The 22,236-nt window shown below is 65.2% G+C and carries 23 protein-coding genes and 1 tRNA gene; 19 read left to right on the forward strand and 5 right to left on the reverse strand.

The window, feature by feature from the left end:
- Positions 1-69: 69 nt before the first annotated feature.
- The 4 genes from ACFYWM_RS20815 (at position 70) to ACFYWM_RS20830 (ending at position 2,612) form a co-directional block, all read left to right on the forward strand.
- Entirely contained in the window at positions 70-243 is a 174-nt protein-coding gene (locus tag ACFYWM_RS20815) for a hypothetical protein (protein WP_389917020.1), read from the forward strand.
- Entirely contained in the window at positions 240-494 is a 255-nt protein-coding gene (locus ACFYWM_RS20820) for an excisionase family DNA-binding protein (protein WP_362807591.1), read from the forward strand. Before ACFYWM_RS20815 ends, ACFYWM_RS20820 begins: the two co-directional genes overlap by 4 nt.
- Positions 494-1,666 carry a tyrosine-type recombinase/integrase gene (locus ACFYWM_RS20825; protein WP_389917023.1) on the forward strand — a complete coding sequence of 391 codons (1,173 nt, stop codon included), beginning with the start codon at positions 494-496 and terminating at the stop codon, positions 1,664-1,666. Before ACFYWM_RS20820 ends, ACFYWM_RS20825 begins: the two co-directional genes overlap by 1 nt.
- 247 nt (positions 1,667-1,913) lie before the next feature.
- The gene (locus tag ACFYWM_RS20830; RefSeq protein WP_389917025.1) at positions 1,914-2,612 is read left to right on the forward strand and encodes a DUF6188 family protein; all 699 of its coding nucleotides are present in this window, start codon (positions 1,914-1,916) and stop codon (positions 2,610-2,612) included.
- 532 nt (positions 2,613-3,144) lie between these two features.
- Here the strand turns inward: ACFYWM_RS20830 and ACFYWM_RS20835 are convergent.
- Positions 3,145-4,098: a hypothetical protein gene (locus ACFYWM_RS20835; protein ID WP_389917027.1), complete on the reverse strand. Its 954-nt coding sequence runs from the start codon at positions 4,096-4,098 to the stop codon at positions 3,145-3,147.
- Between the two features lie 986 nt (positions 4,099-5,084).
- Here ACFYWM_RS20835 and ACFYWM_RS20840 point away from each other — a divergent pair.
- Complete coding sequence (locus ACFYWM_RS20840) at positions 5,085-5,738, forward strand: response regulator (protein WP_389917029.1); 654 nt, start codon at positions 5,085-5,087, stop codon at positions 5,736-5,738.
- Positions 5,739-5,838: 100 nt separating this feature from the next.
- Here ACFYWM_RS20840 and ACFYWM_RS20845 read toward each other — a convergent pair whose 3' ends face one another.
- Positions 5,839-6,237: a hypothetical protein gene (locus tag ACFYWM_RS20845; RefSeq protein ID WP_389917031.1), complete on the reverse strand. Its 399-nt coding sequence runs from the start codon at positions 6,235-6,237 to the stop codon at positions 5,839-5,841.
- A 377-nt stretch (positions 6,238-6,614) separates the two neighbouring features.
- On the opposite strand from ACFYWM_RS20845, the gene cutA reads away from it, so the two are divergent.
- On the forward strand, positions 6,615-6,875 hold the full coding sequence (gene cutA / locus ACFYWM_RS20850) for a divalent-cation tolerance protein CutA (protein WP_389917033.1): 261 nt from the start codon (positions 6,615-6,617) through the stop codon (positions 6,873-6,875).
- Here the strand turns inward: cutA and ACFYWM_RS20855 are convergent.
- On the reverse strand, positions 6,841-8,334 hold the full coding sequence (locus ACFYWM_RS20855) for a helix-turn-helix domain-containing protein (protein ID WP_389917035.1): 1,494 nt from the start codon (positions 8,332-8,334) through the stop codon (positions 6,841-6,843). The genes cutA and ACFYWM_RS20855 overlap by 35 nt on opposite strands.
- A 316-nt stretch (positions 8,335-8,650) precedes the next feature.
- On the opposite strand from ACFYWM_RS20855, the gene ACFYWM_RS20860 reads away from it, so the two are divergent.
- From ACFYWM_RS20860 to ACFYWM_RS20900, 9 genes are all read left to right on the forward strand, one after another.
- Positions 8,651-9,001, forward strand: a complete 351-nt coding sequence (locus tag ACFYWM_RS20860) for a hypothetical protein (protein WP_389917037.1) — start codon at positions 8,651-8,653, stop codon at positions 8,999-9,001.
- 428 nt (positions 9,002-9,429) lie between these two features.
- A complete protein-coding gene (locus ACFYWM_RS20865; protein ID WP_389917039.1) occupies positions 9,430-10,161 on the forward strand; it encodes a GntR family transcriptional regulator in 732 nt (243 codons plus the stop codon).
- A 122-nt stretch (positions 10,162-10,283) separates the two neighbouring features.
- Complete coding sequence (locus ACFYWM_RS20870) at positions 10,284-10,709, forward strand: plasmid replication, integration and excision activator (RefSeq protein ID WP_389917041.1); 426 nt, start codon at positions 10,284-10,286, stop codon at positions 10,707-10,709.
- Positions 10,706-11,029, forward strand: coding sequence for a hypothetical protein (locus tag ACFYWM_RS20875; protein ID WP_389917043.1), 324 nt, complete (start codon positions 10,706-10,708; stop codon positions 11,027-11,029). The genes ACFYWM_RS20870 and ACFYWM_RS20875 overlap by 4 nt, the downstream gene beginning before the upstream one ends.
- A gap of 84 nt (positions 11,030-11,113) precedes the next feature.
- Entirely contained in the window at positions 11,114-12,538 is a 1,425-nt protein-coding gene (locus ACFYWM_RS20880) for an FtsK/SpoIIIE domain-containing protein (protein WP_389917045.1), read from the forward strand.
- Positions 12,535-12,729, forward strand: coding sequence for a hypothetical protein (locus ACFYWM_RS20885; protein WP_389917047.1), 195 nt, complete (start codon positions 12,535-12,537; stop codon positions 12,727-12,729). The genes ACFYWM_RS20880 and ACFYWM_RS20885 overlap by 4 nt, the downstream gene beginning before the upstream one ends.
- Entirely contained in the window at positions 12,726-14,432 is a 1,707-nt protein-coding gene (locus ACFYWM_RS20890; protein ID WP_389917049.1) for a replication initiator, read from the forward strand. The genes ACFYWM_RS20885 and ACFYWM_RS20890 overlap by 4 nt, the downstream gene beginning before the upstream one ends.
- Positions 14,433-14,452: 20 nt before the next feature.
- Positions 14,453-14,659, forward strand: coding sequence for a helix-turn-helix domain-containing protein (locus tag ACFYWM_RS20895; RefSeq protein WP_030924563.1), 207 nt, complete (start codon positions 14,453-14,455; stop codon positions 14,657-14,659).
- Complete coding sequence (locus ACFYWM_RS20900) at positions 14,659-15,987, forward strand: tyrosine-type recombinase/integrase (RefSeq protein WP_389917051.1); 1,329 nt, start codon at positions 14,659-14,661, stop codon at positions 15,985-15,987. The genes ACFYWM_RS20895 and ACFYWM_RS20900 overlap by 1 nt, the downstream gene beginning before the upstream one ends.
- A gap of 101 nt (positions 15,988-16,088) precedes the next feature.
- Here ACFYWM_RS20900 and ACFYWM_RS20905 read toward each other — a convergent pair.
- Positions 16,089-16,162 (reverse strand) — tRNA-Gly (locus tag ACFYWM_RS20905).
- Positions 16,163-16,286: 124 nt separating this feature from the next.
- Between ACFYWM_RS20905 and dcd the strand changes: the two genes are divergently transcribed.
- The 3 genes from dcd to ACFYWM_RS20920 all read left to right on the forward strand — a co-directional run bounded on the left by dcd (position 16,287) and on the right by ACFYWM_RS20920 (position 18,901).
- Positions 16,287-16,862 (forward strand): dCTP deaminase, encoded by a 576-nt coding sequence (gene dcd / locus ACFYWM_RS20910; RefSeq protein ID WP_389917053.1) that lies wholly within the window; start codon positions 16,287-16,289, stop codon positions 16,860-16,862.
- 416 nt (positions 16,863-17,278) lie between these two features.
- Complete coding sequence (locus ACFYWM_RS20915) at positions 17,279-17,896, forward strand: DUF47 domain-containing protein (RefSeq protein ID WP_030924556.1); 618 nt, start codon at positions 17,279-17,281, stop codon at positions 17,894-17,896.
- Positions 17,897-18,901: an anion permease gene (locus tag ACFYWM_RS20920; RefSeq protein WP_389917055.1), complete on the forward strand. Its 1,005-nt coding sequence runs from the start codon at positions 17,897-17,899 to the stop codon at positions 18,899-18,901.
- 297 nt (positions 18,902-19,198) lie between these two features.
- On the opposite strand, the gene mshD is transcribed toward ACFYWM_RS20920, so the two are convergent.
- Positions 19,199-20,122: a mycothiol synthase gene (gene mshD / locus ACFYWM_RS20925; RefSeq protein WP_389917057.1), complete on the reverse strand. Its 924-nt coding sequence runs from the start codon at positions 20,120-20,122 to the stop codon at positions 19,199-19,201.
- Positions 20,123-20,253: 131 nt separating this feature from the next.
- Here mshD and ACFYWM_RS20930 point away from each other — a divergent pair, with 131 nt between their 5' ends.
- Entirely contained in the window at positions 20,254-22,062 is a 1,809-nt protein-coding gene (locus tag ACFYWM_RS20930) for a bifunctional metallophosphatase/5'-nucleotidase (RefSeq protein ID WP_389917059.1), read from the forward strand.
- Positions 22,063-22,236: the final 174 nt, after the last annotated feature.

Genomic DNA, 22,236 nt, shown 5'->3' on the forward strand with positions numbered 1-22,236 from the left:
TCGGGCGGGTAGTTCTTCATCACCATCAGGGACATCTCTTCCCCTGGACCTCAAGATCCAGTCTCTAAGGTGTCCACATTCAAGGGGGAACGTCCCAACCGCACCCCGCTGGCCAAACGGCTGCTGCGCGAGGTCGCCAACCGCCAGCGCACCCGCGCACGCCTGATCGAACTCCAGGCCAGAGCGGACGGCCTACCTGTTCCAGATCTTTCGGCAACTACGGGACTGGAGGTGGCGGCATGACCAGGAAGACCAGGCAAGAGCCCACCTCTCCTCTCCCGGAACTCGCACAAGGCCGGTTGCTCACCGTCGAAGAGGCGGCCGAACGGCTCAACACCTCGGTCCGCTTCCCCCGCCGCCTGATCGAGGAACGGCGGATCGCCTTCATCCACGTCGGACGCAACGTCCGCATCCCCGAAGCGGCTCTTGAGGCGTTCATCGCCGCCGGGCTGGTCGAACCGATCACCACCACACGACGCAGGAGGGCCGCGTAATGGCCAGGACCACACTCGCCACCCCTGAGGAAGAGCCCCGGAACTCCGCCAAGGGCAAGCCGGTCAAGAGGCGCTTCGGGCGCGTTCGGCAACTGCCCTCCGGTCGGTTCCAAGCTCGCTACCGGGGACCGGATGACATCGATCGGGCGGCCCCGGAGACCTTCGCGACCAAGCGCGACGCGGAGGTCTGGCTGACCAAGAAGGAGGCCGAGATCCTCGTGGAGGACTGGAGCAATCCGGACCTCGGCAAGTACGGCTCCGACTGGGTGAACGAGCGCCCCGGCCTGCGGCCCAAAACGGTCCAGCTCTACGAGGGCCTGCTCCGCCTGCACCTGGTCCCGACGTTCGGCAACCTGGCCGTGAGTGAGATCAAGGCGGCTCACGTGCGCAAGTGGCGCAAGACGCTCCTGGACGGAGGAGTCGGGCCGGTCACCGTCGCCAAGGCGTACCGGCTGCTCAAGGCGATCATGAACACGGCCGTGGAGGACAAGATGATCAAGTCCAACCCGTGCCAGATCAAGAGCGGCGGTAAGGAGGAGTCGCCCGAGCGTCCGACGCTCACCATGGAACAGGTCTTCACGCTGGCCGGTGCGATCGAACCACGGTTCCGGGCGCTGGTGCTCCTGGCGACGTTCGGCAGTCTGCGGTGGGGTGAGCTGGCGGCGCTCCGGCGCAAGAGCCTCAACCTGGATGCCCGCACGGTTCGGGTCGTGGCCTCCACCACCGAACTCAAGGACGGGTCGGTGACCGTCGGCCTGCCCAAGTCCGTGGCCGGTACGCGGACGGTCGCTCTTCCCGAGCTGGTGGTCTCGGAGCTTCGCACGCACCTCGACACGTACACCGATGAGCATGACGAGGCATTCGTCTTCCTCGGCGCGAAGGGCGCGATGCTGCGGCGGCCGGCCTTCAGCCGGATCTGGGCCAAGGCGCTGAAGGAGGCGAACCTCTCCGGCGTCCACTTCCACGACCTTCGCCATACGGGCAACACGTTCGCCTCGCAGTCGGGTGCGACGCTGCGGGAGCTGATGAACCGGATGGGGCACTCGACCACGCGGGCCGCGCTGATCTATCTGCACACCGAGAACGGGCGGGATCAGATGATCGCCGACGGCATGGGGAAGCTCGCCGAGGCCGCTCTCAAGAAAGAAGATCCACCGGCATCGGGCACGTAACGGGCACGGAAGATCGAAAGCGCTCCGGAAACAACTAAGGCCCCGGTCTGGATTTACGTCCTGACCTGGGCCTTTGTGAGTGGAGCGGGTGACGGGAATCGAACCCGCGCTGTCAGCTTGGGAAGTGTATGGATCACGGCTTGTAGGGGCGCTGAGCTGGGCATTCGGCCGGCCGTGAGTGACCGTGGTTGACCCCTCGTCACCCTGTCTAATGGCACGCTAATGGCACGAGCGGCAGGATGATCCGGTGAAGCTGAACGAGAAGGTCGCGGCGGGGATCGCGGAGGAGTACCTGGACCGATGGCGACGTGTCGCGCGCTACGACGAGCTTGCCGGGATGGAAGAGAACGGTGACAAGGACTGGGAGAACGTCACCGGCGAGGACGGCCAGGAGTACAAGGTCCTCTCCTACGTGCTTCCACATGGTGACGAGACGCTTCGGATGGTGATCTCGGTGAACCACCGGAGGAAGGATGATCATGCGGCTGCTGACCCGCTGATCCGGGAGGCGATTATGCGCTCAGACGGCACTGTGACCACACCGGCAGATCTGGCTGAGCTAGAGGATCGTTGGCTTCTGCCCTATCGCGGTATGCAGGTAGTCCAGGTCCGGGTGAGCTATCAGTTGACGTTGCTCCTCGACGGTGACGCCCACGTGAACATCGAGACCACGGCGACCCTCACCAGCGGCCCGCTGAGCGCTCCCGACGCGAAGCCGGTCCAGCTGGCCCCTGAACGCCAGGAGGTCGCGCCGGCCCTGGCGCTCTTCGGCGCGACAATCGTGTCGTCGGTCGCCTTCAAGTCCGGTGCGCTGCGGCTGGTCTTCGACACCGGGACACACCTGACCGTGAAGCCCGATTCCCACTACGAGGCGTGGAGCACCTGCGGCCCTGACGGTTTGCTCTTCGTCTGCCTGCCGGGCGGCGGGCTTTCGATTTTTCGATGATTGGAAGAGCCAGTTCGGAAGACCTCGGCACGTGACTCTCGGACCTGCTACTTCCTAGGTCAGCGGCGGTCGCGCTGTGTCCGTAAGTCCCCCTTGTTTACCCTCCTGATGAGCACGCAACGGGCACGGCATAACGCCAAACCTAAACCGCATTAGCAGTTCTGATCTTTCCCGTCCTGATTGGTTCAACGTGGACCAACTGAGCTTACCGCTCTGCCCGGAATGCAATTGCATGGAGCTGAATTGCAACTAAAACTGCAATTAGGTGGGCTATGGTTTGTTGAGCTGGAAGTCTGTCCAGCTAGGGATGACCAGAGTGTCACCGATAGGTTTTCAAGCTTCGCCGAATCGCACGAATTCATCAACACGAGCAAGGGCAGACCATCGGCCGTCTTAACCGTACAGGCGAATGCATCGGCTGCGACGGAACGGCCGCCCTCTTCCTAGTAGCCGTTCTACGAGTACTTCGCGAACATAACGAAAAAACAGACATACAGGAAAGCGGATTACCGAACCTTGAAGATCCAAAGTGCTAGAGATAGCGATTTGGATCCAGGCGGACCCAGTAGTCGGGTTTCTTCCCGACACAAGGCGGGTGGAGTGGCAAATTACTCCACGTTAAAAAACAGTGACCATAGAGGACTTCGGTTCGCCCTGGAATAACAAATCTAAAAGGCCGTTCCCCATCGCCGACAGTGTATTTTTCCGCTTTTCCGCCCGGCTCCAATGCGATCACATCCACAAGCCATTCGTATTCGAATCCTTCGTCGGCATTTTTGGATTCGATGAAGAATATTTCCTGTTCGCCCGGTGCCAGCGTCACTGTTTTCTCTTCAAAATATCGATAGTACCGTAATTCCTCATTGAGCGCCGTAGCCGAAAGTGATGAGTCACTGAAGTCGATGATTAATGGAATGTTGTCAGCCTCTCCTGCCGATCCCGGAAGGAAAAAGGTCCCTCCAGCCAAAGGCTTGCGACTTACGATACGTCCTCGCACGTCAAGTATGTTGACTTGACGTCGCCCCTGGAGGGTTAGCTTTATTTTATTGCCACCGACATGCACCGCGTCGGGCCTATCTTCCAACCAAGAGTTAAGACTACCGTTGTTTATCGAAGCCAACTCTGTATCCGAGAGAATCAATGGCTTTTCAAAGAATGCGCTTGGCCCATTGGTGTACTTGGACGTGACGCTCACCGGCTGCACGAACGACGATAGGGTCAGAGACGGCCCACTCGTGATTGCCGCTGTCGGAGTTGGAGGCAATTGCTGAACCGGGCAATTCACGTATCCGGCATTGCCGCCAACCTGGCAATTATTGTTGTCTCCGCTCGGTATTTTCGAAGCCGGATCAGCGTCATTACCGCCACAGGAGATCAAGAGTGTGGCTATCAGGCTCAGTGTTCCTATCAGGGCACCCACTGGTTGCCACATATGTGAACTCAGAAATGTCACTACTGTAGATTTGCTTGGAAGCATGAGCATCATCGCCCTAGATCGTAGATCCGACAGATATCACAGGGGCGGCACTTCTGCATCAGTCTTACCATATTTTCATTTGCGGACACTGAATATGGCATGTCCTTTATAGGAAGTGCCTACCCAGCGGCCATACGTCACCTTCAGAAGGCGAAAGGTCAGTCGATCCTCGAAGCCGCAGTAAATGTCCAGATCTACCTAGCTCTCAGAGGTGCCCGCTTGGCCGAAGAACCACCAGCTAGAGAACCTGTGATTGACGCTGCCAGGCGGTGTGGGCTCAGTGCTGGCACGGCAACGACGAGTGCGCCGGTCGGTGGCCGAGGCCGCTGGCTCTCCGGAATCGGCGCCCATGCCGCACACCCGGACGGCAGCAACGGGGGCCGGATGTACCGCACGAAAGCTCTGGCTGAGAGCTTCCTGTGTTTGTAATTCCGAAGCTATAGACCTTGTCCATGACAGCCGTACTCTTTTTTACAAGATCTCGGTACGCGACCCTCTGAGCTGCTGCGGCGCTGGTCAGAGACGGTCTCACCCTGTCCGTGAGTCCCCCTGATTTCCCCTTGTTCCCCGGCCTTACTGGCACGCGAATGGTACGGCCTGAGAACCCCGTGCGGACGCATATACCTCGCCCGCCTGATCTTCCCGTCTGCCTCGTCCCACCCCGGAGGGGCAACAGCTCGGGGACGGAGGATCAAGGCCGTCTTCGCGTGTACGCCGGCCGGTAGACGTTCCTCGGCCATGGGATGCCAACGGTCACAGACGGCCTTGATCCGGAGGAGTCGAGATGTTGGGCTTGCCTGGGACGCGGCAGGCGGGAAGATCCGGCTTCCACCTCAACCACCTATGGCCCTCGTGGTGCAACGTCGATCATCCCGGAGCCGAGTACCCCCCGCCGGAGGCACAGTGCTGTAACGGATCCCCATTATTCAATACGTCCACTATCTAGGGTGCTATCCCTCGGAGGGGATGGACGGTGTCGGGTTTTCGGAGGTCTTGTGTCTGAAGCGTTGTGGGGCAAGCTGATCGACATGGTTCCAGCTGTACTCTGGGTGGTTTTTGCATTCGTGGTGTATTTGGGCTTACGGAAACCGCTCAAGGAGGCCCTACCGCGAATGACGAGGATCGGGGCGTTAGGTGTTGTCGAGGTCGAGTTCACGGAGGTTGAGCGACTGCTGACCAAGGCTGTCGAAAGCAGCGGTCAGGAGGAGGCAGAGCCGCTGGTCAGTCGTGCAGATCGTCAGGCGGTTATCCGAAGGCTGGACCATGCGGCCGTGTATCTCAAGGGTGGCCGGATGCTTTGGGTGGATGATCTCCCAGGAGGTAATTCGTATCTGACCGCCCTGTTCAGGCAGTTGGGCATGGTGGTAGATGAGGTCACTTCAACGGATGAGGCTTTGGTGCACCTCGACCGGAATGCGTACGACCTCGTGATCAGCGACATCCATAGAGGGATGGATGGTCAGGCTGGGATCAAGATGCTCCACACCTTCCGTGCGAGAGGTATCAACCTGCCGGTCGTAATCCACGCGGCGCGGTTTGATCCCACGTTGGGTGTCGACCCCATGATCTTCGGCGGTACGAATCGTGTCGATGATGTCGTGCACTACGTGATCGATGTCATGGAACGAGTACGGCTGGGAGATGGCTGATGCTGTGGATGGCGCGGCGCGCCGCCGCTCGATCTGCATACTGCCAAGGATCGGGATCGGGCCATCGCCGACGCACTAGAGGAGATCGTCAAGACGGGGATCAGCCCTCATCAGGCGATCGCCAGGGCAGTACCTTCGCGTCGGGATAGAGCAGCAAGATCTTGTCTAAAACCTCCTGCATGGTTGTCTCCACGTCCCACCACGTGCTGTCCAGGGCGCGTATCGTCAGATCGACGATCGCCCCGTCCGCATCGTGAGCGGTCAGCTCACCGTCAATGAGCTGAGCATCGTTTCCGAACATCGTGACAAGTTGCTCAGTTCCCATGAGACTGCCTTTGGCAGCTTCGGCGATCTCCTGATAGCGGGGGCTGAGGAGTTCGTCTATCACCAGCCGCCACCGGTAGCCCTCGGTTATCGAATCCAGAGATGTAAGAAGGTCCGCGAGGGTGACACGACCCTGGTCGCGCCAGCACTGAAAAGTCAGACCACTTTTTGCCATTGGATGGCCGCCTCTCGGGCCGGTGCGGACGGCTGCTACGCGACCAAGGCTGCCTTAACTGTCTCTGAGCCGCACCTTTGAATAGCCGATTCCTCAACACAGCGGCGGCGGGCCGGTGGTCGGCGAGTGCCTTGGGTACGACGGGTGCGCGGGTCGGTGGACGGCCCGGGTCGCCGCCGGCCGGGACCGGCGCCCACGCCGCACGCCCGGTCGGCGGGCGGCAGAGGGCCGGGTACGGCGGCGCGGCGCGCCGCCGCTTGATACCTATGAGAACAATTCGGCAGTGTGTTGGCATGATCCAAAACAGTGCGGATTGCATCGAGGTTCGCGTCACTGCCGGCAGCCGTGATGAGGCGGATCGGATTTGTTCGGCAGTGGTGGAGCGTCGGCTGGCCGCGGGGGCTCAGATCGTTGCGCTGGTCGAGTCGACCTACTGGTGGGCCGGGGAGATCCAGCGCTCCCACGAGTGGTTGTTGCTGATGACGACGACCACCGGGCGATTCGAGGATCTGGCTCGGTGTGTGCGGGAGCTGCACTCCTACGAGGTTCCGCAGATCATCGCCAGCGCCCTCGTAGCCGGCACTGCTGACTATCTGGAGTGGATCAGGCGGGAGACGGCCCCGCGTTCCGGCGGGTAGCGGCGATGTCGCCGAGCAGCTCGCGGACAGCCTGGTCGGTGTGCGGTGCCAGGGCCTTCTCCACGGTGGCGAGGTGCTCGATCCCCCAGGTGGATTCGCTGCGCTGGGCGGATTCCAGGGCGCGGCGGGCGTAGGTGATTCCTTCGGCAATGTCGCCGATCTGGAGTTGGGCCTGGGCGATGTCGGCGTAGACGATCGCGGCCTTCTTGTGGTCGCTTTCCTGAGCGACGGCCGACAGGGCGGTCTGGCCGGCTTCGATGACGTGGTGTTCGTCGCCGAGTCGTACATAGGTGGAGAGCTGGAAGGCGGCCATCCGGCCGGGGTCTAGGAAGCGGGTCCAGGCGCGTTCGCGGTGGGGGCGGGCTCGGCCGTATGCCTCTTCGGCCTGGTGCATCACCTCGATGGCGCGGCGGTCCCCGAGGGCGGCCAGTTCTTCGGCTTCTCGGCTGAGCAGCCAGGCGCGGGTGGCGTCGTCTCCCTGGGCGGGGAGGAACTGCTGGGCTTGGCGTACGGCCTCGTAGGCGGCGCGGCCTTCGACGGCGTACGACTTGTAGGCGTGGGTGCACGCTTGGATGATCTGGTGCCCGCTCTCTTTTGCGGCCAGGGCTGAGACGCGTTCGAAGGAGGAGGACTGTCCGGGCTGCTTGAGGTCCCAGGCGATCCAGGAGGCGAGGGTGGCGGCTTCGCCGGCGGTGGCGGCCAGGCGGCGGCGGAAGCGGTCGGAGGGGCCGCTTTGGAGCAGGGTGCTGAGTTCGTTGATGTGGGTGGTGAGCCCTTGGTAGATGGCTCGGGCCGGGAGGACGTACTCCAGGCGGTGAAAGCCGATGGTGCGTGCTTCGAGACGTTCGATGGTGTCGTCATCGAGCGCTTGGGGTCCGGTGAGGGCGCGGGAGAGTCGCTCCCAGGGGTCGCTGATGGTGGCCGCGGCTTCGGCGGTCATTCCGGCGGCGAGGAGGAGCATCGTTCGACGGTCCACGTGTGAGTCCAGCCTTCCCACGATCCAGGCCAGCGTTGGAAGGTCGACGTCCCAGGGGTCGTCGAGTCGGCGCGGGCCGGTGGCTACAACGCTTTCCACGTTAGGCAGAGAGCTTGTTGGCCTTCCATCCCGAGACGGGATGACTGCGGCGGGATGAGTGGTGGTGTCGATCACGCGAGATGGCGCGGTGGGGGTGGGGGCGAGTCCCAGGGCCATGCGGGCGGGGTTGGGCATGTCTAGGCCATCGGCGACGCGTTCGAAGACGTCGAAGGCGGTGACCTTGACGGTTCCCTTCATGATCTCGCTGATCTTGCCTTGGCTGAGATTCACGGCGGTGCCGATGCGGGTTTGACTGACCCCGGCGTATTGGCGGATGAGTTGAAATACTTGGCCGATATTGCGGTTTTGGAGGGCCGTTAGCATTTCGGGGCGCTGCCACAGTTCCGGCAGGATAACGACTGGTTTAGTCGCATCTGCGGGCATGCGTGGCGTCTCCCTTGCGGCCTCGGCTTCCGGATATACAACGCTTGCCGCTGAGAGTTATCCCGTCAAGGGATATCGACTATTCGGGGCAAGGATTCCGGCTCGGGATGGGTTGGGTAACCCCAGGTGACGAACCTTGATCCATGATTTCCGAGGATGAGTCGACGGGCGAGGATTGCGGGGCCTGCTGCGGTCGTGGCTGGCGGTGGATTCGCCGGAGCCGTGCCGATGTCGAATGCCGCATGGACGGCCAGGCGGTAAAGCCGGTCCGGATCAAGTGCTTCGACTGCCTGGGATCTGGCGAGGTGGCGGCCTGATGAGCGGCAACGAGATTCCGGCCATCAGCCGGCAGAAAGCGATCACCCCGGTACAAGCGGCACGGCGACTGCGTGATGAGTTGGCCGCGTTGAACATTGCCTCGGATGTTCATGACGGGTACGGGCTGGCGCTGGTGTCGGTCTGGTTCGGGTTGGTTGTGTGGACCGATGGTCAGGTGTTCCGCTGGTGGGCGGGACAGGAGGTGGGGCGGGCTCGTCTTCGGCGTTACGCCTTCTGCCCTGCGGGGGATCCGGTGACGGCTGCGCGCCGGGTGGCGAGTCGTTGCGTTGAGCTTCGCGAGCGGGGGCCGGTTCCGGTTCCCGGCCCGAACGGTTGTGCTCCGCAATGATCGAGCTGACGGGCTGCCTGAGTCCCCACGTGTCCACACCGCAGCGTGATTACACGCGGCTGGTCTGGCTGCCCCCTGACCGGGGGACGGTGCGCCTGCGGGTGATCACTTGGACCTGCCGGTGCCGGGCCACGCTGTACGAGTTGTGCCAGGCCGGAGGACAGGGCTTCATCCGGCGCACACTCCAGCGAAAAGGCAGATCGGAAGTACACGAGACCTATCGATGGCCGATCCGGCAGGCCAGCGATATATGGAGGGCGTTGCTCTCCGGGGAGGCCCGATAGGCGGACGCGGCGGCACGGCGAGCTTCGGTTGGTCGTGTCGTCGCGTCACGGGGTGAGAACTTCCTGTCGATCGAAGGGCTTCGCATCATCGACATGCGCTGATAGCCTGCTTGGCTAGACAAGCATGTTGAATGTGAGGCTCTAATGTCGTTTGAGTACACGCCTCCCAAATACGCGCAGTTGATCGCCGAGCTTGAACGGCGCATCGACTCCGGCGAGTATGCGGCGGGCTCGCTGCTGCCCAGCGAACACACGCTCATGGCGGAGTTCGGCATGGCACGACCCACCGTGGTCAAGGCTCTCGGCGTCCTACGCGATCAGGGATGGATCGTCACCCAACAAGGCAAGGGCCGTTTCGTACGCGGTCGCCCAGCGATCCCCAAAGACCAGAAGGCGCGCACGGGCCGCGAGCTCCTCGACCGGACAGAAACTCAGGCCGCGAGCAAGCTGCTGACGGCCGGACCGGTGGAGGCTCCCAACCGCATCGCCGCCTACCTCGGCCTGGAGCAGAAATCCACGGTCGTGCTGCGCAAGATCCTGGTGGAGCGCGACGGCGAACCCACCGAGATCTCCGCGACCTGGGTCCCGGCCGATGTCGCCGAAGGCACGGCCCTTGCGGAGTCGGCCGATCTGCGCCAAGGCATCCGGCGCTATGTGGAGAGCGCGGCCGGCGTCTCCCTGGATCACGTCATCGAGCACATCACCGCGCGCAACCCTACGGCGGAGGAACGCAAGCTCTTGGGCGTGAAGGCCTCGGCCGCGCTGCTAGCCGTGTATGCCGTCGCCTGTGATGCGACGGGTAAGCCGTGGGTAGTGGTGGAGACCGTCCTTCCTGGCGATCTTCACGAGCTGGAAGACGCCTACCCGATCCGGTAATCCAACTTTCCCCATGAAGCCCGCTTGGTGCACTTGACTAACCAAGCGGGCTTCGTGCTTAATGTAGAAGCAACTTGGTCAGTCAAGCTGACTGGCTAATCAAGAAGAGGAGCTGTTGCTTTATGGCCATCCAAGGCCCCATCCCCGTCCACTTCGAGCAGGTCTTCCCGCACGGCTGCTTCATCGTCGGCGAGGTCGAGCAGGTCAAGGACTTCGACGCCTCGTCCAAGGGCCGCACCGTCTACGCCAAGGACAAGAACACCGGAGAGCTGGTGTGGCAGGTCGCGGTCATGGACGCCGACCCGACCGTGAAGGCCGGCCAGAAGACGGTCTCGGTCAAGATCCTGTCCCCGGTCCAGCCGACCGTTCCGGCCGCGCTGCCGGGCCTGCCGTTCGTGCCGATGGAGTTCGACGGCATGACCGCCACCGCCTACGTCAACCAGAACACCGGACGCCTGGCCTGGTCCATCCGCGCAACGTCGATGCGTCCTCCCCGCACCGCGGTGTCTTCGGCCAAGGCATCGGCCGGTAAGGACGTGGCCGCGTGAGAGAGCACCTGCCCTACACCCGCGCCGCGGTGACCCTCGACGACGACGGCACCCGACTCGACACCTCGTTTCGCACCCCGCACCTGTCGGTCACGGTGCTGGGCACCGATGGCGGACGGCCGTTCCTGCACCTGTCCTCCCGTGAGGCACAAGTGGTCATCTCCACCACCGGCGGCGGACCGGTCACCGAGCGAGACGTGACCCTCGCCCGACAGATCGCCGATGCCGCCGCGCGCTACCTGGCCGACTGCGAGCGCCTGCACACCGACCAGTCCACCAACCCCCACCAGGCCGAGTCCGAGCAGGGCAAGGCAGCCTGACACGAAGTGGGGCCGCTGGAAGGTGCAACTTCCGGCGGCCCCTCGGTTCTCCCCAGACGCAAATCAAGAGAGGGCTCAAGCCTAATGTTCAAAAAACTGCCCGGCGACGAGGCACGCACCCTCGTCACCACCACCCCCGACACCGCCGTGGTGTTCCGCCCGGCCGTGGTGCGTACCCCGGCCATCTTCACCATCACCATCTTCCTGTGGCGGCTGCTGGCCGGACTCGTCCGACTCGTCTGGCGTCACCCGATCGCCGTAACTGTGCTCGCCGTTCCCGCGGTGCTCGGCGTCCTGTACGGCTGGCGCCTCGCCCTGGTCGTCGTCGCCGTTCCGCTCTCGCTGCTGGCGCCGTGGCCGTTCTTCGATCGGTCCTCGTTCAACCGCTGGATGGGCTGGCGGCTGCTGGCCTGGTGGCGGCTGGTGTGGCTCTACCGGCGGCACTGGCAACCGGTGATGATCGTCTCCGGTCTCGGCCGGAACCTGCGCGGCCGGGACTACCTGCCTCGCATCGTGCGCGTCACCTGCACCTCGTGGGCGGACCTGGTCACGGTGAAGATGATCAGCGGACAGTCGGTCAAGGACTGGACCGACCGCATCGAGCACCTCGCCCACGGATTCGGCGCCACCTCGTGTCGGGTGACGGTTGCCCGGTCGGGCCGTTTGCTGCTGGCCTTTCCCCGGCGTGACCCGCTGGCCACCCCCTTACCCGCCCTGCCCATCCCCGAGGTGGCGTCGGTCGGGCCGGTCGAGATCGGCCGATGTGAGGACGGCACGCCGTGGCGGCTCAAGATTCACGGCACGCACGTCCTGGTAGCTGGCGCCACCGGGGCGGGCAAGGGCTCCATCATCTGGTCCACCATCCGTGGCCTCCTGCCTGCGGTGCGGGCGGGTCTGGTCCAGGTGTGGGCGCTGGATCCCAAGCGGATGGAACTGTCCTTCGGACGCGCCCTGTTCGGCGACCGCTACGCCGCGAGTCCGGCGGCCTGTGCTGATCTGCTGGAAGCGGCGGTGACGGTCATGCAGGAGCGGGCCGATCGATTCGCCGGCCTCCAGCGCTCCCACACCCCCACCGTTGAGGATCCGTTCGTCCTGGTGGTGGTCGACGAGGTGGCGTTCCTGACCGCCTACCAATCCGACAAGGGCCTCAAGCTGCGCATCTCCGCTGCGCTGGCGACGCTCACCACCCAGGGCCGCGCGGTCGGGTTCGGTGTGTTGGCCGCGCTCCAGGATCCGCGCAAGGAGGTCATGAACGTCCGCAACCTGTTCCCCGACAAGATCGCGCTCCGCCTGGACGAGTCCGAGCAGGTGGACATGGTCCTCGGCGACGGCGCACGCGACCGCGGAGCACTGGCCGATCACATCTCGCCCATCCCCGAGCAGGGCGCGGGCATCGGCTACGTCCGCCTGGAGACCTCACCCGACCCGATCCGCGCCCGTGCCGGCTACGTCTCCGACGCTGACATCCGCGCCATGGTCGCCGACTTCGCCGAGGAGGTGAACCAGTGAAGATCATCATTCAGGGCACCCTCGTCGAGATCGACACCATCCCCTTTCGCCTCCTCAGCCCTCTGTCCGACTCCCCAGCGCGGTTTGAGCTGGTGCTGTCCGACCTGGTGAACATCCGGCTGCGCCGTGACCCCTACAGCGCTTCCTACCGCTTCACCGCCGACGTGCTCGTCCGAGAGGAGGGCATGTGACCGAGACCCCCGCCTCCTCGCCGGACGGCGCCGACCGCACTCTTCCCCGCCTCATTCGCGACACCCTGCCCTTCGCTCTGGACGTCGCGGTGGAGGTCGCCAAGAACAACGGCGTTTGCATCCGCCCGATCGAGTTGCGGCGCCTCGACACCCACACCGGTATGACCGAGTCGTTCAACATTCCTTGCGGCGCCACCCAGGAAGCCAAGTGCCCGCCGTGTGCTCAGCGCAACAAGCAGCTGCGTAAGGCTCAGTGTCGCGAGGGCTGGCACCTGGAGGCCGAACCCGTCGCCGAACCTCACCCCTCCACCGACGACCAGCAATGGCTGATCGAGTTCCGGGCCGACGTCCAAGCCAAGCGCGACGAAGCCGAACGCGACGGGGAAGACACCCTCGACTGGGACGAAGCCATCGCGGGCATCGACGCGGAGATCAACGCCGCGGGAATGCGCGGCAATGTCCTGGGTGGTCGGGCGACCCCGAAGCGTTCCCGTTCGACGAGGCGGCGTCAGGATGCGCCGGACCTGCCCAAGCGGGCCAAGCAAGACACCACCCTCGGCCGGACCTTCATCGCCCCCGATGGCAAGGTCTACCGGCCGTCGCTGTTCGTCACACTCACCCTGCCCTCCTACGGAAAGATCCGCTCCGGCCTGGGCGTGCCCGTCGATCCCAGCATCTACGACTACGCTCGCGCGGCCCGCGACGCGCTGCACTTCTCCAAACTCGTCGACCGCTTCGTGCAGAACCTCCGCCGGGTGGCGGGCTACGACGTGCAGTACTTCGCCACCGTCGAACCACAGAAGAGGCTCGCCCCTCACCTGCACATGGCAATCCGCGGGACCATGCCACGCGCGGAAATCAAGGCGATCGCCGCCGCGACCTACCACCAGGTGTGGTGGCCATCGGTCACTGAGGTCCGCTTCGACGGGGAGCACCTGCCCATCTGGGCGGAACGGGCCGACCTGGGCGACGGCGCCACCTACCCGGACGGACAGGCCGGCGACTACCTCGACCCCGCCACGGGCGAACTGCTGCCCACCTGGGACGAAGCTCTCGACCAGCTCGACGCCGACGAGGCGGCCGAACCGCTGCACGTGGTGCGCTTCGGTGCTCAGGTCGATGTTCAGGGCCTCGTCGCCGGATCACCGGACGCTCACAAGCGCATCGGCTACCTCACCAAGTACCTGACCAAGAACCTCGGCGACCCCCTCGACCCTGACGATCAGGACAACCAGGCCCGACGTGACCACGCCACCCGCATGGTTGAGGCGCTGCGCTACGAACCCTGCTCACCGACGTGCCCGAACTGGTTGCGGTACGGCGTGCAGCCCAAGGGGGCCAAGGCGGGCATGCTGCCGGGCCGGTGCAAGGGCAAGGCGCACAAGGCCGAACACCTGGGCTACGCGGGCCGTCGCGTGCTGGTCTCGCGCAAGTGGTCGAACAAGACCCTGCGCGAACACAAGGCCGACCGCCGGGCCTGGGTGCTCGACATGCTCGGCCTGCCCGACGACACCGTGACCGACCCGCACCGCTACATCTGGCGGCCGGTCTCCTCCAAAGACCCCAACCGCACCCCACTGGCCAAACGGCTGCTGCGCGAAGTCGCCAACCGACAGCGCACCCGCGCACGCCTGATCGAACTTCAGGCCAGAGCGGACGGACAACCCGTTCTAGATCTTTCGATGACTTCACTGGCCGCCTGACCTCTGACAGGAGAAATTCATTGGACGAACTACTCAAGGCACACGAGGCCGCCGCACTGCTTCACACCTCGGAGCGTTTCATCCGCCGACTGATCGCGGAACGCCGGATCGAGTTTGTGAAGATCGGCCGTCACGTCCGCATCCGAGAGTCCGCACTGCTCGCTTTCGTCGTCGCGGGGACGGTTGAGCCCCTGATGACTCACGACGTCACCGGAAAGGCGGCCTGATGGCGAACAAGGACGGTCACCGACGTTTCGGCAACGTCCGCAAGCTCCCGTCCGGACGTTTCCAGATCCGCTATCCCGGCCCGGACGGGCGTATGCGGACCGGCTCGGACACCTACGACCGCAAGGGGGACGCGGAACGGGCACTGTCCCTCGTTGAGGCTCAGATCATCAAGGGGGAGTGGACGGATCCGGATCGCGGGAAGATCAAGCTTCAGGACTACGCGGAGACGTGGATCTCCCAGCGCGCGGGCCTCCGCCCCCGCACCGTCGACCTCTATCGCTGGCTGCTCAAGAAACACATCGCCTCGCACTTGGGCGGGGTCCAGCTCGGCAAGCTCTCCACCGCGATGATTCGGCAGTGGCGGGCCGACCTGCTCGGCAACGGGGTCTCGGTCAGCATGGCGGCCAAGGCGTATCGCCTGTTGCGGGCCGTGTTGATGACGGCGGCCGAAGAGGATCACATCATCTCGCGTAACCCGTGCCGGATCCGTGGGGCCGGCGACGAGCACGCCCAGGAGCGCCCGGTGCTCACCGTGGCCCAGGTCTTCGAGCTGGCCGACCTCGTGGGCCGTCGTCCGGTCGGTAACGTCCGCAAGCTCAAGGACAACGCCTATCGGCTGCGCTTCCAGCGGCACGGCGAGATGCGCACCCATCCGGAGGTCTTCACAACACGGGCGGACGCCGAACGGGCGCTGTGGAAGATGGGCACGGACGGTCGGGCTGACTGCACCCATGACCGGCGTTTCCGCGCCCTGGTGCTCTTGACTACTTTCGCCAGTCTGCGATGGGGCGAGGTGAGTGCGCTCCGCCGCAGTGACATCGACCTCGATGCGGGGACGGTGCGCATCCGGGCAGCCTTCGTCGAGCGCTCCACGGGTGAGCTGGTCCTCGGCCAGCCCAAATCCAAGGCCGGGCGTCGCGTGGTCGGTATCCCCCAGGGCGTCATTTCGGTGCTGCGGGAGCACCTGGCCACCTATGTCCAGGAGGATCCCGGCGCGCTCGTCTTCCCCGGCGCCAAGGGCGGCCCGCTCCGGCGCAGCGGGTTCAACACCCGCACGCGCTGGGTGGATGTGGTCAGGGAGATGGGTCTTCCCGGCCTCCACCTCCATGATCTCCGTCACACGGGCAACATGCTCGCCGCAGAGTCCGGCGCGGGGCTCAAGGATCTGATGGCCCGTATGGGTCACGACAACGTGCGCGCCGCGATGATCTATCAGCATGCTGTGCGGGGTGCCGACAGAACGATCACGGACGCGATCGACCGGCAGATCAGTGGGCGCGACGACGAGGAGGACGGCTCGTCGGGGAAGCTGATCCCAATGCGCTGATCGAGAGCTAATGGCACGCTAATGGCACGCGAAGATCAAATAGCATTAGAAACAAACAAGGCTCTGGTCGGGAATCCATCCCTGACCTGGGCCTTCGCTCTTGGAGCGGGTGACGGGAATCGAACCCGCGCTGTCAGCTTGGGAAGCTGATGTTCTGCCATTGAACTACACCCGCGTGCGGCGTGCCGCGCGTCACTACTCTAGCGGAAAGTTGAGCGAGTCTCGTCCTCCCGGGAGCAAGATTCGTACGGCGCTCGGGGGAGCGGGATTCACGGCCCCGGCGTTGGTAGGTTCCACACGTGCTGCTTTCCGATCGTGACATCGCCGCTGAGATCGAGGCTGGAAGGGTCAGGATCGATCCCTTCCAGCCGGAGATGATCCAGCCGTCCAGCGTTGACGTACGCCTGGACCGCTACTTCAGAGTCTTCGAGAACCACCGCTACCCCCACATCGATCCGGCGGTCGAGCAGCCCGATCTGACGCGGATGGTCGAGCCGGACAAGGGGGAGCCGTTCATCCTGCATCCGGGGGAGTTCGTGCTGGCGAGCACGTACGAGGTCGTCACGTTGCCGGACGACATCGCCTCGCGGCTGGAGGGCAAGAGCTCGCTGGGCAGGCTCGGGCTGCTGACGCACTCGACGGCCGGGTTCATCGACCCGGGGTTCAGCGGGCACGTCACGCTGGAGCTCTCCAATGTCGCGACGCTGCCGATCAAGCTGTGGCCCGGCATGAAGATCGGTCAGCTGTGCATGTTCAGGCTCAGTTCCCCGGCGGAGCACCCCTACGGCTCGGAGAAGTACGGATCGCGCTACCAGGGGCAGCGGGGGCCGACGCCGAGCCGGTCGTACCTCAACTTCCACCGGACCCCCATCTGATCTCCACGATCCCGGCCGTGTACGGACCGTAGCGAAGATCCCGGACCCGGTTTAGTGGGGAGCCGTGATGGAAATCACCCTGATTGCTCGCGAGAGCTACCGGTCTGTCCGACCTTGGTAGATCTCGGGGAAACGCCGTGGAAGCGGGGGCTTCGGAGGGGAGTGTGGGCGACCAACCGGACGACGATCCGGGGGAGAGAGTCCCATACGTGACCTGCCTTCGGCATAATGTGGCCGAAAACTAGCAAAAACGGTCACCGGAAAGATGCCCGCAAGACTGCCTCAAGCTGTGTGTCGCCGGGTACCCGCCGGGTAACGACATCACGAAGAGTGTGTGTCTGGCGGGTGAAGTTCGCATTTCCGCTGGTAACCCGTACCCTTCTCTGCGGACCATCCCCGCACATCTGGAGAACGACGTGCGCCTGCGTCTCACACCTAGTGAGGACAGCTACTACGACTTGTTCGCCGACTCGGCGAACAACCTCGTCACAGCGTCCCGTCTGCTGGTAGAGATCATTAGTGACGGATCGGACCGGGAAGCCCTGGCCGAGAAGATGCGCGCATGTGAGCACGCCGGCGACGAGCGCACTCATGCGATCATGAACCGGCTCAACGAGAGCTTCATCACCCCCTTCGACCGCGAGGACATCTACCGTCTCGCCTCGAACCTCGACGACGTGATGGACTACATGGAGGCGGCCGCCGACCTCATCGTCCTGTACCAGATCGACCACCTCCCCAAGGAGGTCGTCCGGCAGGTCGAGGTCCTGGAGCGTGCCGCCGAGCTCACCGCCGAGGCCATGCCGAGGCTGCGCTCGATGAAGAACCTCAACGAGTACTGGATCGAGATCAACCGGCTGGAGAACCAGGCCGACCAGGTCTACCGCCGCCTTCTCGCCAAGCTCTTCGGCGGGGAGTACGACGCGTTGACCGTCCTCAAGATGAAGGAGGTCATCGATCAGCTCGAGATGGCCGCCGACGCCTTCGAGCACGTGGCCAACACGATCGAGTCGATCGCGGTCAAGGAAAGCTAAGTGGACCTCACGCTCGCACTCGTCATCGGCGTGGTGGTCGTGGCGTTGGTGTTCGACTACACCAACGGCTTCCACGACGCCGCGAACGCGATCGCGACCTCCGTCTCGACGCGCGCGCTGACGCCGAGGGCCGCCCTGTTCATGGCCGCGGCCATGAACTTCCTGGGTGCGCATCTCGGTACGCAGGTGGCGGCGACCGTCGGCAAAGGCATCATCGACGCCCCGCAGGGAAGCCACGGTCTCGTCATCGTCGGCTCAGGTCTGGTCGGCGCGATCACCTGGAACCTCGTCACGTGGTACTTCGGCCTTCCCTCCTCGAGCAGTCACGCGCTGATCGGCGGCCTGGTCGGCTCCGCGCTCGCCTCGGCGAGCACCGTCCACTGGGACGGTGTGATGGAGAAGGTCGTCATTCCGATGATCCTGTCTCCGCTGATCGGCTTCAGCCTCGCCGGGCTCATCATGATCGGGATCCTGTGGGGGTTCCGGCGATCCCAGCCCACGAGGACCAACCGGGGCTTCCGTCACGCGCAGACCGTGTCCGCGGCGGCGATGGCCCTGGGCCACGGTCTCCAGGACGCGCAGAAGACCATGGGGGTCATCTTCCTGGCCCTCGTGGTCGGCGGCTACCAGAACGACGGCGACCCGATCCCCCAGTGGGTCATCCTCGCCGCCGCCACGGCCATCTCGCTCGGCACGTACGCGGGCGGCTGGCGGATCATGCGGACGCTCGGGCGGCGGATCATCGCTCTCGACCCCCCGCAGGGATTCGCCGCGGAGACGGCCGCGGCCACCGTGCTCTACACGGCGGCCATCGGCTTCGGCGCCCCGATCTCGACCACCCACACGATCACCAGCGCGATCATGGGCGTCGGCGCCACCAAGCGCCTGTCGGCCGTGCGCTGGGGCGTCGCGGGAAACATCGTGACCGCCTGGATCCTCACGATCCCGGCCGCCGCGCTCGTCGCCGCGCTGTCCTACTACGCGCTCCACTGGATGGTCGAGTAGTCACAGTTTTCGGACAGTTACAGCTCTCGGACAGTTACAGCTCTCGGACAGTTACAGATCTCGGGTAGTCACAGCTCTGGGGTGACCGCGCCGGGCCGGAGAGGAATCCGGCCCGGCGCGCCTCGTGTCCGGGGTGCGTCTCTGCGCTCCCGCGTCCCCGTGTCCGGGGTGCGTCTCTGCGCTCCCGCGTCCCCGTGTCCGGGGTGCGTCTCTGCGCTCCCGCGTCCCCGTGTCCGGAGTGCGTTCCCGCGTCCAGGATGCGTCCCCGCGTCCGGGGACGTCCCTGCATCCGGTACGTCACTTCCGGTACATCACGTCGACGTCCCACCGGGTGAAGCCCAGCCGCTCGTACAGGCGGAGCGCCGCGGGGTTGCTCTCGTCCACGTACAGCATCACCTGGCTCAGGCCCCGCGACCGCAGGTAGGTCAGGCCCGCGAGGGTGAGTGACCTGCCCAGGCCGCCTCCGCGCTCGTCGGGGTCGACGCCGACGACGTACACCTCGCCGAGGGGCTCGTGCGCGTGGTCGCCGTCGCCGTGGACCTTGGTCCAGTGGAAGCCCACCAGCCGGTCGCCGTCCCCGGAGCCGTCGGGTCGTACGGCGAGGAAGAACCCGGCCGGGTCGAACCAGGGCTCGTGCTCGCGCCGCTCCAGGTCCTCGATGGTCCAGGCCCCCTGCTCGGGGTGCTGGGCGAAGGCTCTGGCGTTGAGCGCCACCCACGCCTCCCGGTCGGAGGTGCCGGGCCGGAACGTGCGCAGCCGTACCCCCTCGGGAAGGTCGAAGGCGGGGACGGCGGCGGACAGGGAGCGGCGCATCCGCCACAGGGACCTGATCTTGTCGAACCCCGCGGAGCGGGCGAGGGCCTCGGCGCCCGGGTGCCCGCCGTGCGCCCACAGGCGCAGGTGCCCGCCGGTGCGGTCGAGCACGGCCTCCAGCAGCCGCCGCCCGTAGCCCCTCCCGCGGAACGCCGGGTGGACGACCAGCTCCCCGCTGGGACCCTCGACGGGGTCGGTCGGGTCGACGTGGGCGTAGCCCGCGAGGGCGTCCCCGGCGTACAGCAGCACGGCTCCGGCCCGCTCGTCGCCGCCGTAGCGCAGGTGCAGCATCACATGTTCGTTGAGCGGCCTGACCCCGTCGGCCTCCGTGGCCGCCTCCACCACCGCGAGGACGTCGGACACCTCTTGCTCGCCGAGCGACCCCCGGTACTCCACACGCGCGTTCATGGTGTGGACTCTAAGCGGGCACATGTCTCCCGAGTGCACCGGGGACTGGCAAAAGGCGCCATGTGCCCGCCGGGTGAATCGTTACCTCTCGGTCATTCCATGCTCAGGCAGTCCCTTTAGTGTCGTGGTTCATGATGTCTCGTTCCTTCCAGCGGCTGGCCATGGCGGGCGTGCTCGCCGGGGCCGGTCTCGTGCTCGCGATGGGACCGGCCCAGGCGGGCAACAAGCCCGCTGCCAAGCCCGCCAAGACGGTGCCGGTCCGACTGCTCTCCCTCAACGACTTCCACGGCAACCTTGAGCCGCCGACCGGTTCCTCCGGCCGCATGGTCGACGAGAACGGCGCCACGGTCGACGCGGGCGGTGCCGCGTTCGCCGCCACCCACCTCAAGCAGCTCTCCGACAAGAACACGCTGAAGGTCGCCCAGGGCGACCTGATCGGCGCCAGCCCCCTGATCTCCGCGGCCTACCACGACGAGCCGTCGGTGGAGTTCCTCGGCAAGATCGGCGTCACCGCCTCCGCCGTGGGCAACCACGAGTTCGACGAGGGGTACGCCGAGCTCAAGCGGATCATGTACGGCGGCTGCCACCCGGTGGACGGCTGCTCGCCCGCCGGCAAGTGGAAGGGCGCGAAGTTCAGCTACCTCGGCGCGAACGTCCTCTTCAAGCGGCCGGTCCAGGGCGCCGAGAAGCAGGCTCTGGAGGCCCTGGGCGGGACGAACGGCAACTCGCTGCGCAACCTCCTCAAGGACTACGGCATCCCCGCGCTGCCCCCGGTCGCGATCCGCTGGATGAACGGCGTGCCGATCGGCTTCATCGGCCTGGTCACCCAGACCACCCCGAACATCGTCACCTCCGAGGGCATCAAGGACATCGAGTTCATCGACGAGGTGAAGGCCGCGAACGTCGCGTCCAAGCTTCTGAAGATCGTCGGCGTCAAGGCCCAGGTCGTGCTCGTGCACGAGGGCGACCAGGTCACCGCGGGCCAGTCGCCCGACGCGTGCAGCGCCCAGCCGGGCGCGGGCAACCGGATCGCCACCCAGGTCGACGCCGAGATCGACATGATCCTCAGCGGGCACTCCCACCAGGCGTACCTGTGCCGGGTGGCCGACCCCAAGGGCGGCACCCGTCTCTACAGCCAGGGCGGCTCCTTCGGCCGGGTCATCACCAAGGTCGACTTCCAGGTGGACGTCAGGACCCGTGACGTCGTGCGCTCCACGGTCGTGGCCGACAACCAGGTCGTGACCAGGACCGTCACCCCCGACCCGGAGATCACCACGTTCGTCCAGACGTGGAAGGACCGCGTCGCGTCGGTGGCCAACAGGCCGATCGGCAGGATCACCGCGGACATCACCAACGTCGCCGTGGCCTCCGGGGAGTCCTCCCTGGGCAACCTCATCGCCGACGCCCAGCTCGCCGCGACCAGGACCGGCGGCAACGCCCAGCTCGCCCTGATGAACCCGGGCGGCGTGCGGGCCAGCCTCAACTACGCGGGCTCGCCCGCCGGTGAGGGAGACGGCGTGGTGACGTACGGGGAGGCGTTCACGGTCCAGCCGTTCAACAACCTCATGCAGGTGGTCACGCTCACCGGCGCCCAGCTCAAGACCGTGCTGGAGCAGCAGTTCGTCGGCGGCCCCAACGCCCAGGCGTTCACCAAGATCCTGCAGCCGTCGTCGAACTTCACCTACACCTACAGCGCGAGCGCGCCGTGGGGGGCGAAGGTCTCCGACATGAAGATCGACGGTGTCGCCGTGACGGACACGCAGTCGATCAGGGTCGCGGCCAACAACTTCCTGGTCGGCGGCGGGGACGCGTTCCTCGCCTTCAGGGACGGCACCGACCTGTGGAGCGGCCCGCTGGACATCGACGCCTTCGCCGCCCACTTCGCGGCGAACCCGTCGATCACGCCCCCGGTGCCCAACCACATCACGGTCGTTCCGTAACGACCTTTTCGTAATGGTGGTTCCGTAACACGGAGGAAAGGCGTGCCGCGCCGCGAGGGCGTGACACGCGTGAGAGGCCCATCGGACGCGTCCGGTGGGCCTCTCGTACGTCGGACCGCGTGCAGAGTGCCCATGGGTGTCTCGCCGTGCGTCGCCGTGCGTGGTGCGGAGGGG

Origin of the sequence: Streptosporangium sp. NPDC002721, assembly GCF_042888905.1 — a bacterium.
In the GTDB taxonomy this organism is placed as follows: domain Bacteria; phylum Actinomycetota; class Actinomycetes; order Streptosporangiales; family Streptosporangiaceae; genus Streptosporangium.

What these genes read in the sequence shown, in the direction of transcription:
- ACFYWM_RS20820 (WP_362807591.1), top strand. Translation starts at nt 240, where the DNA reads ATGACCAGGAAGACCAGGCAAGAGCCCACCTCTCCTCTCCCGGAACTC.
- ACFYWM_RS20825 (WP_389917023.1), top strand. Translation starts at nt 494, where the DNA reads ATGGCCAGGACCACACTCGCCACCCCTGAGGAAGAGCCCCGGAACTCC.
- ACFYWM_RS20835 (WP_389917027.1), bottom strand. Translation starts at nt 4,098, where the DNA reads ATGATGCTCATGCTTCCAAGCAAATCTACAGTAGTGACATTTCTGAGT.
- ACFYWM_RS20845 (WP_389917031.1), bottom strand. Translation starts at nt 6,237, where the DNA reads ATGGCAAAAAGTGGTCTGACTTTTCAGTGCTGGCGCGACCAGGGTCGT.
- ACFYWM_RS20855 (WP_389917035.1), bottom strand. Translation starts at nt 8,334, where the DNA reads ATGCCCGCAGATGCGACTAAACCAGTCGTTATCCTGCCGGAACTGTGG.
- ACFYWM_RS20860 (WP_389917037.1), top strand. Translation starts at nt 8,651, where the DNA reads ATGAGCGGCAACGAGATTCCGGCCATCAGCCGGCAGAAAGCGATCACC.
- ACFYWM_RS20865 (WP_389917039.1), top strand. Translation starts at nt 9,430, where the DNA reads ATGTCGTTTGAGTACACGCCTCCCAAATACGCGCAGTTGATCGCCGAG.
- ACFYWM_RS20870 (WP_389917041.1), top strand. Translation starts at nt 10,284, where the DNA reads ATGGCCATCCAAGGCCCCATCCCCGTCCACTTCGAGCAGGTCTTCCCG.
- ACFYWM_RS20880 (WP_389917045.1), top strand. Translation starts at nt 11,114, where the DNA reads ATGTTCAAAAAACTGCCCGGCGACGAGGCACGCACCCTCGTCACCACC.
- ACFYWM_RS20900 (WP_389917051.1), top strand. Translation starts at nt 14,659, where the DNA reads ATGGCGAACAAGGACGGTCACCGACGTTTCGGCAACGTCCGCAAGCTC.
- mshD (WP_389917057.1), bottom strand. Translation starts at nt 20,122, where the DNA reads ATGAACGCGCGTGTGGAGTACCGGGGGTCGCTCGGCGAGCAAGAGGTG.
- ACFYWM_RS20930 (WP_389917059.1), top strand. Translation starts at nt 20,254, where the DNA reads ATGATGTCTCGTTCCTTCCAGCGGCTGGCCATGGCGGGCGTGCTCGCC.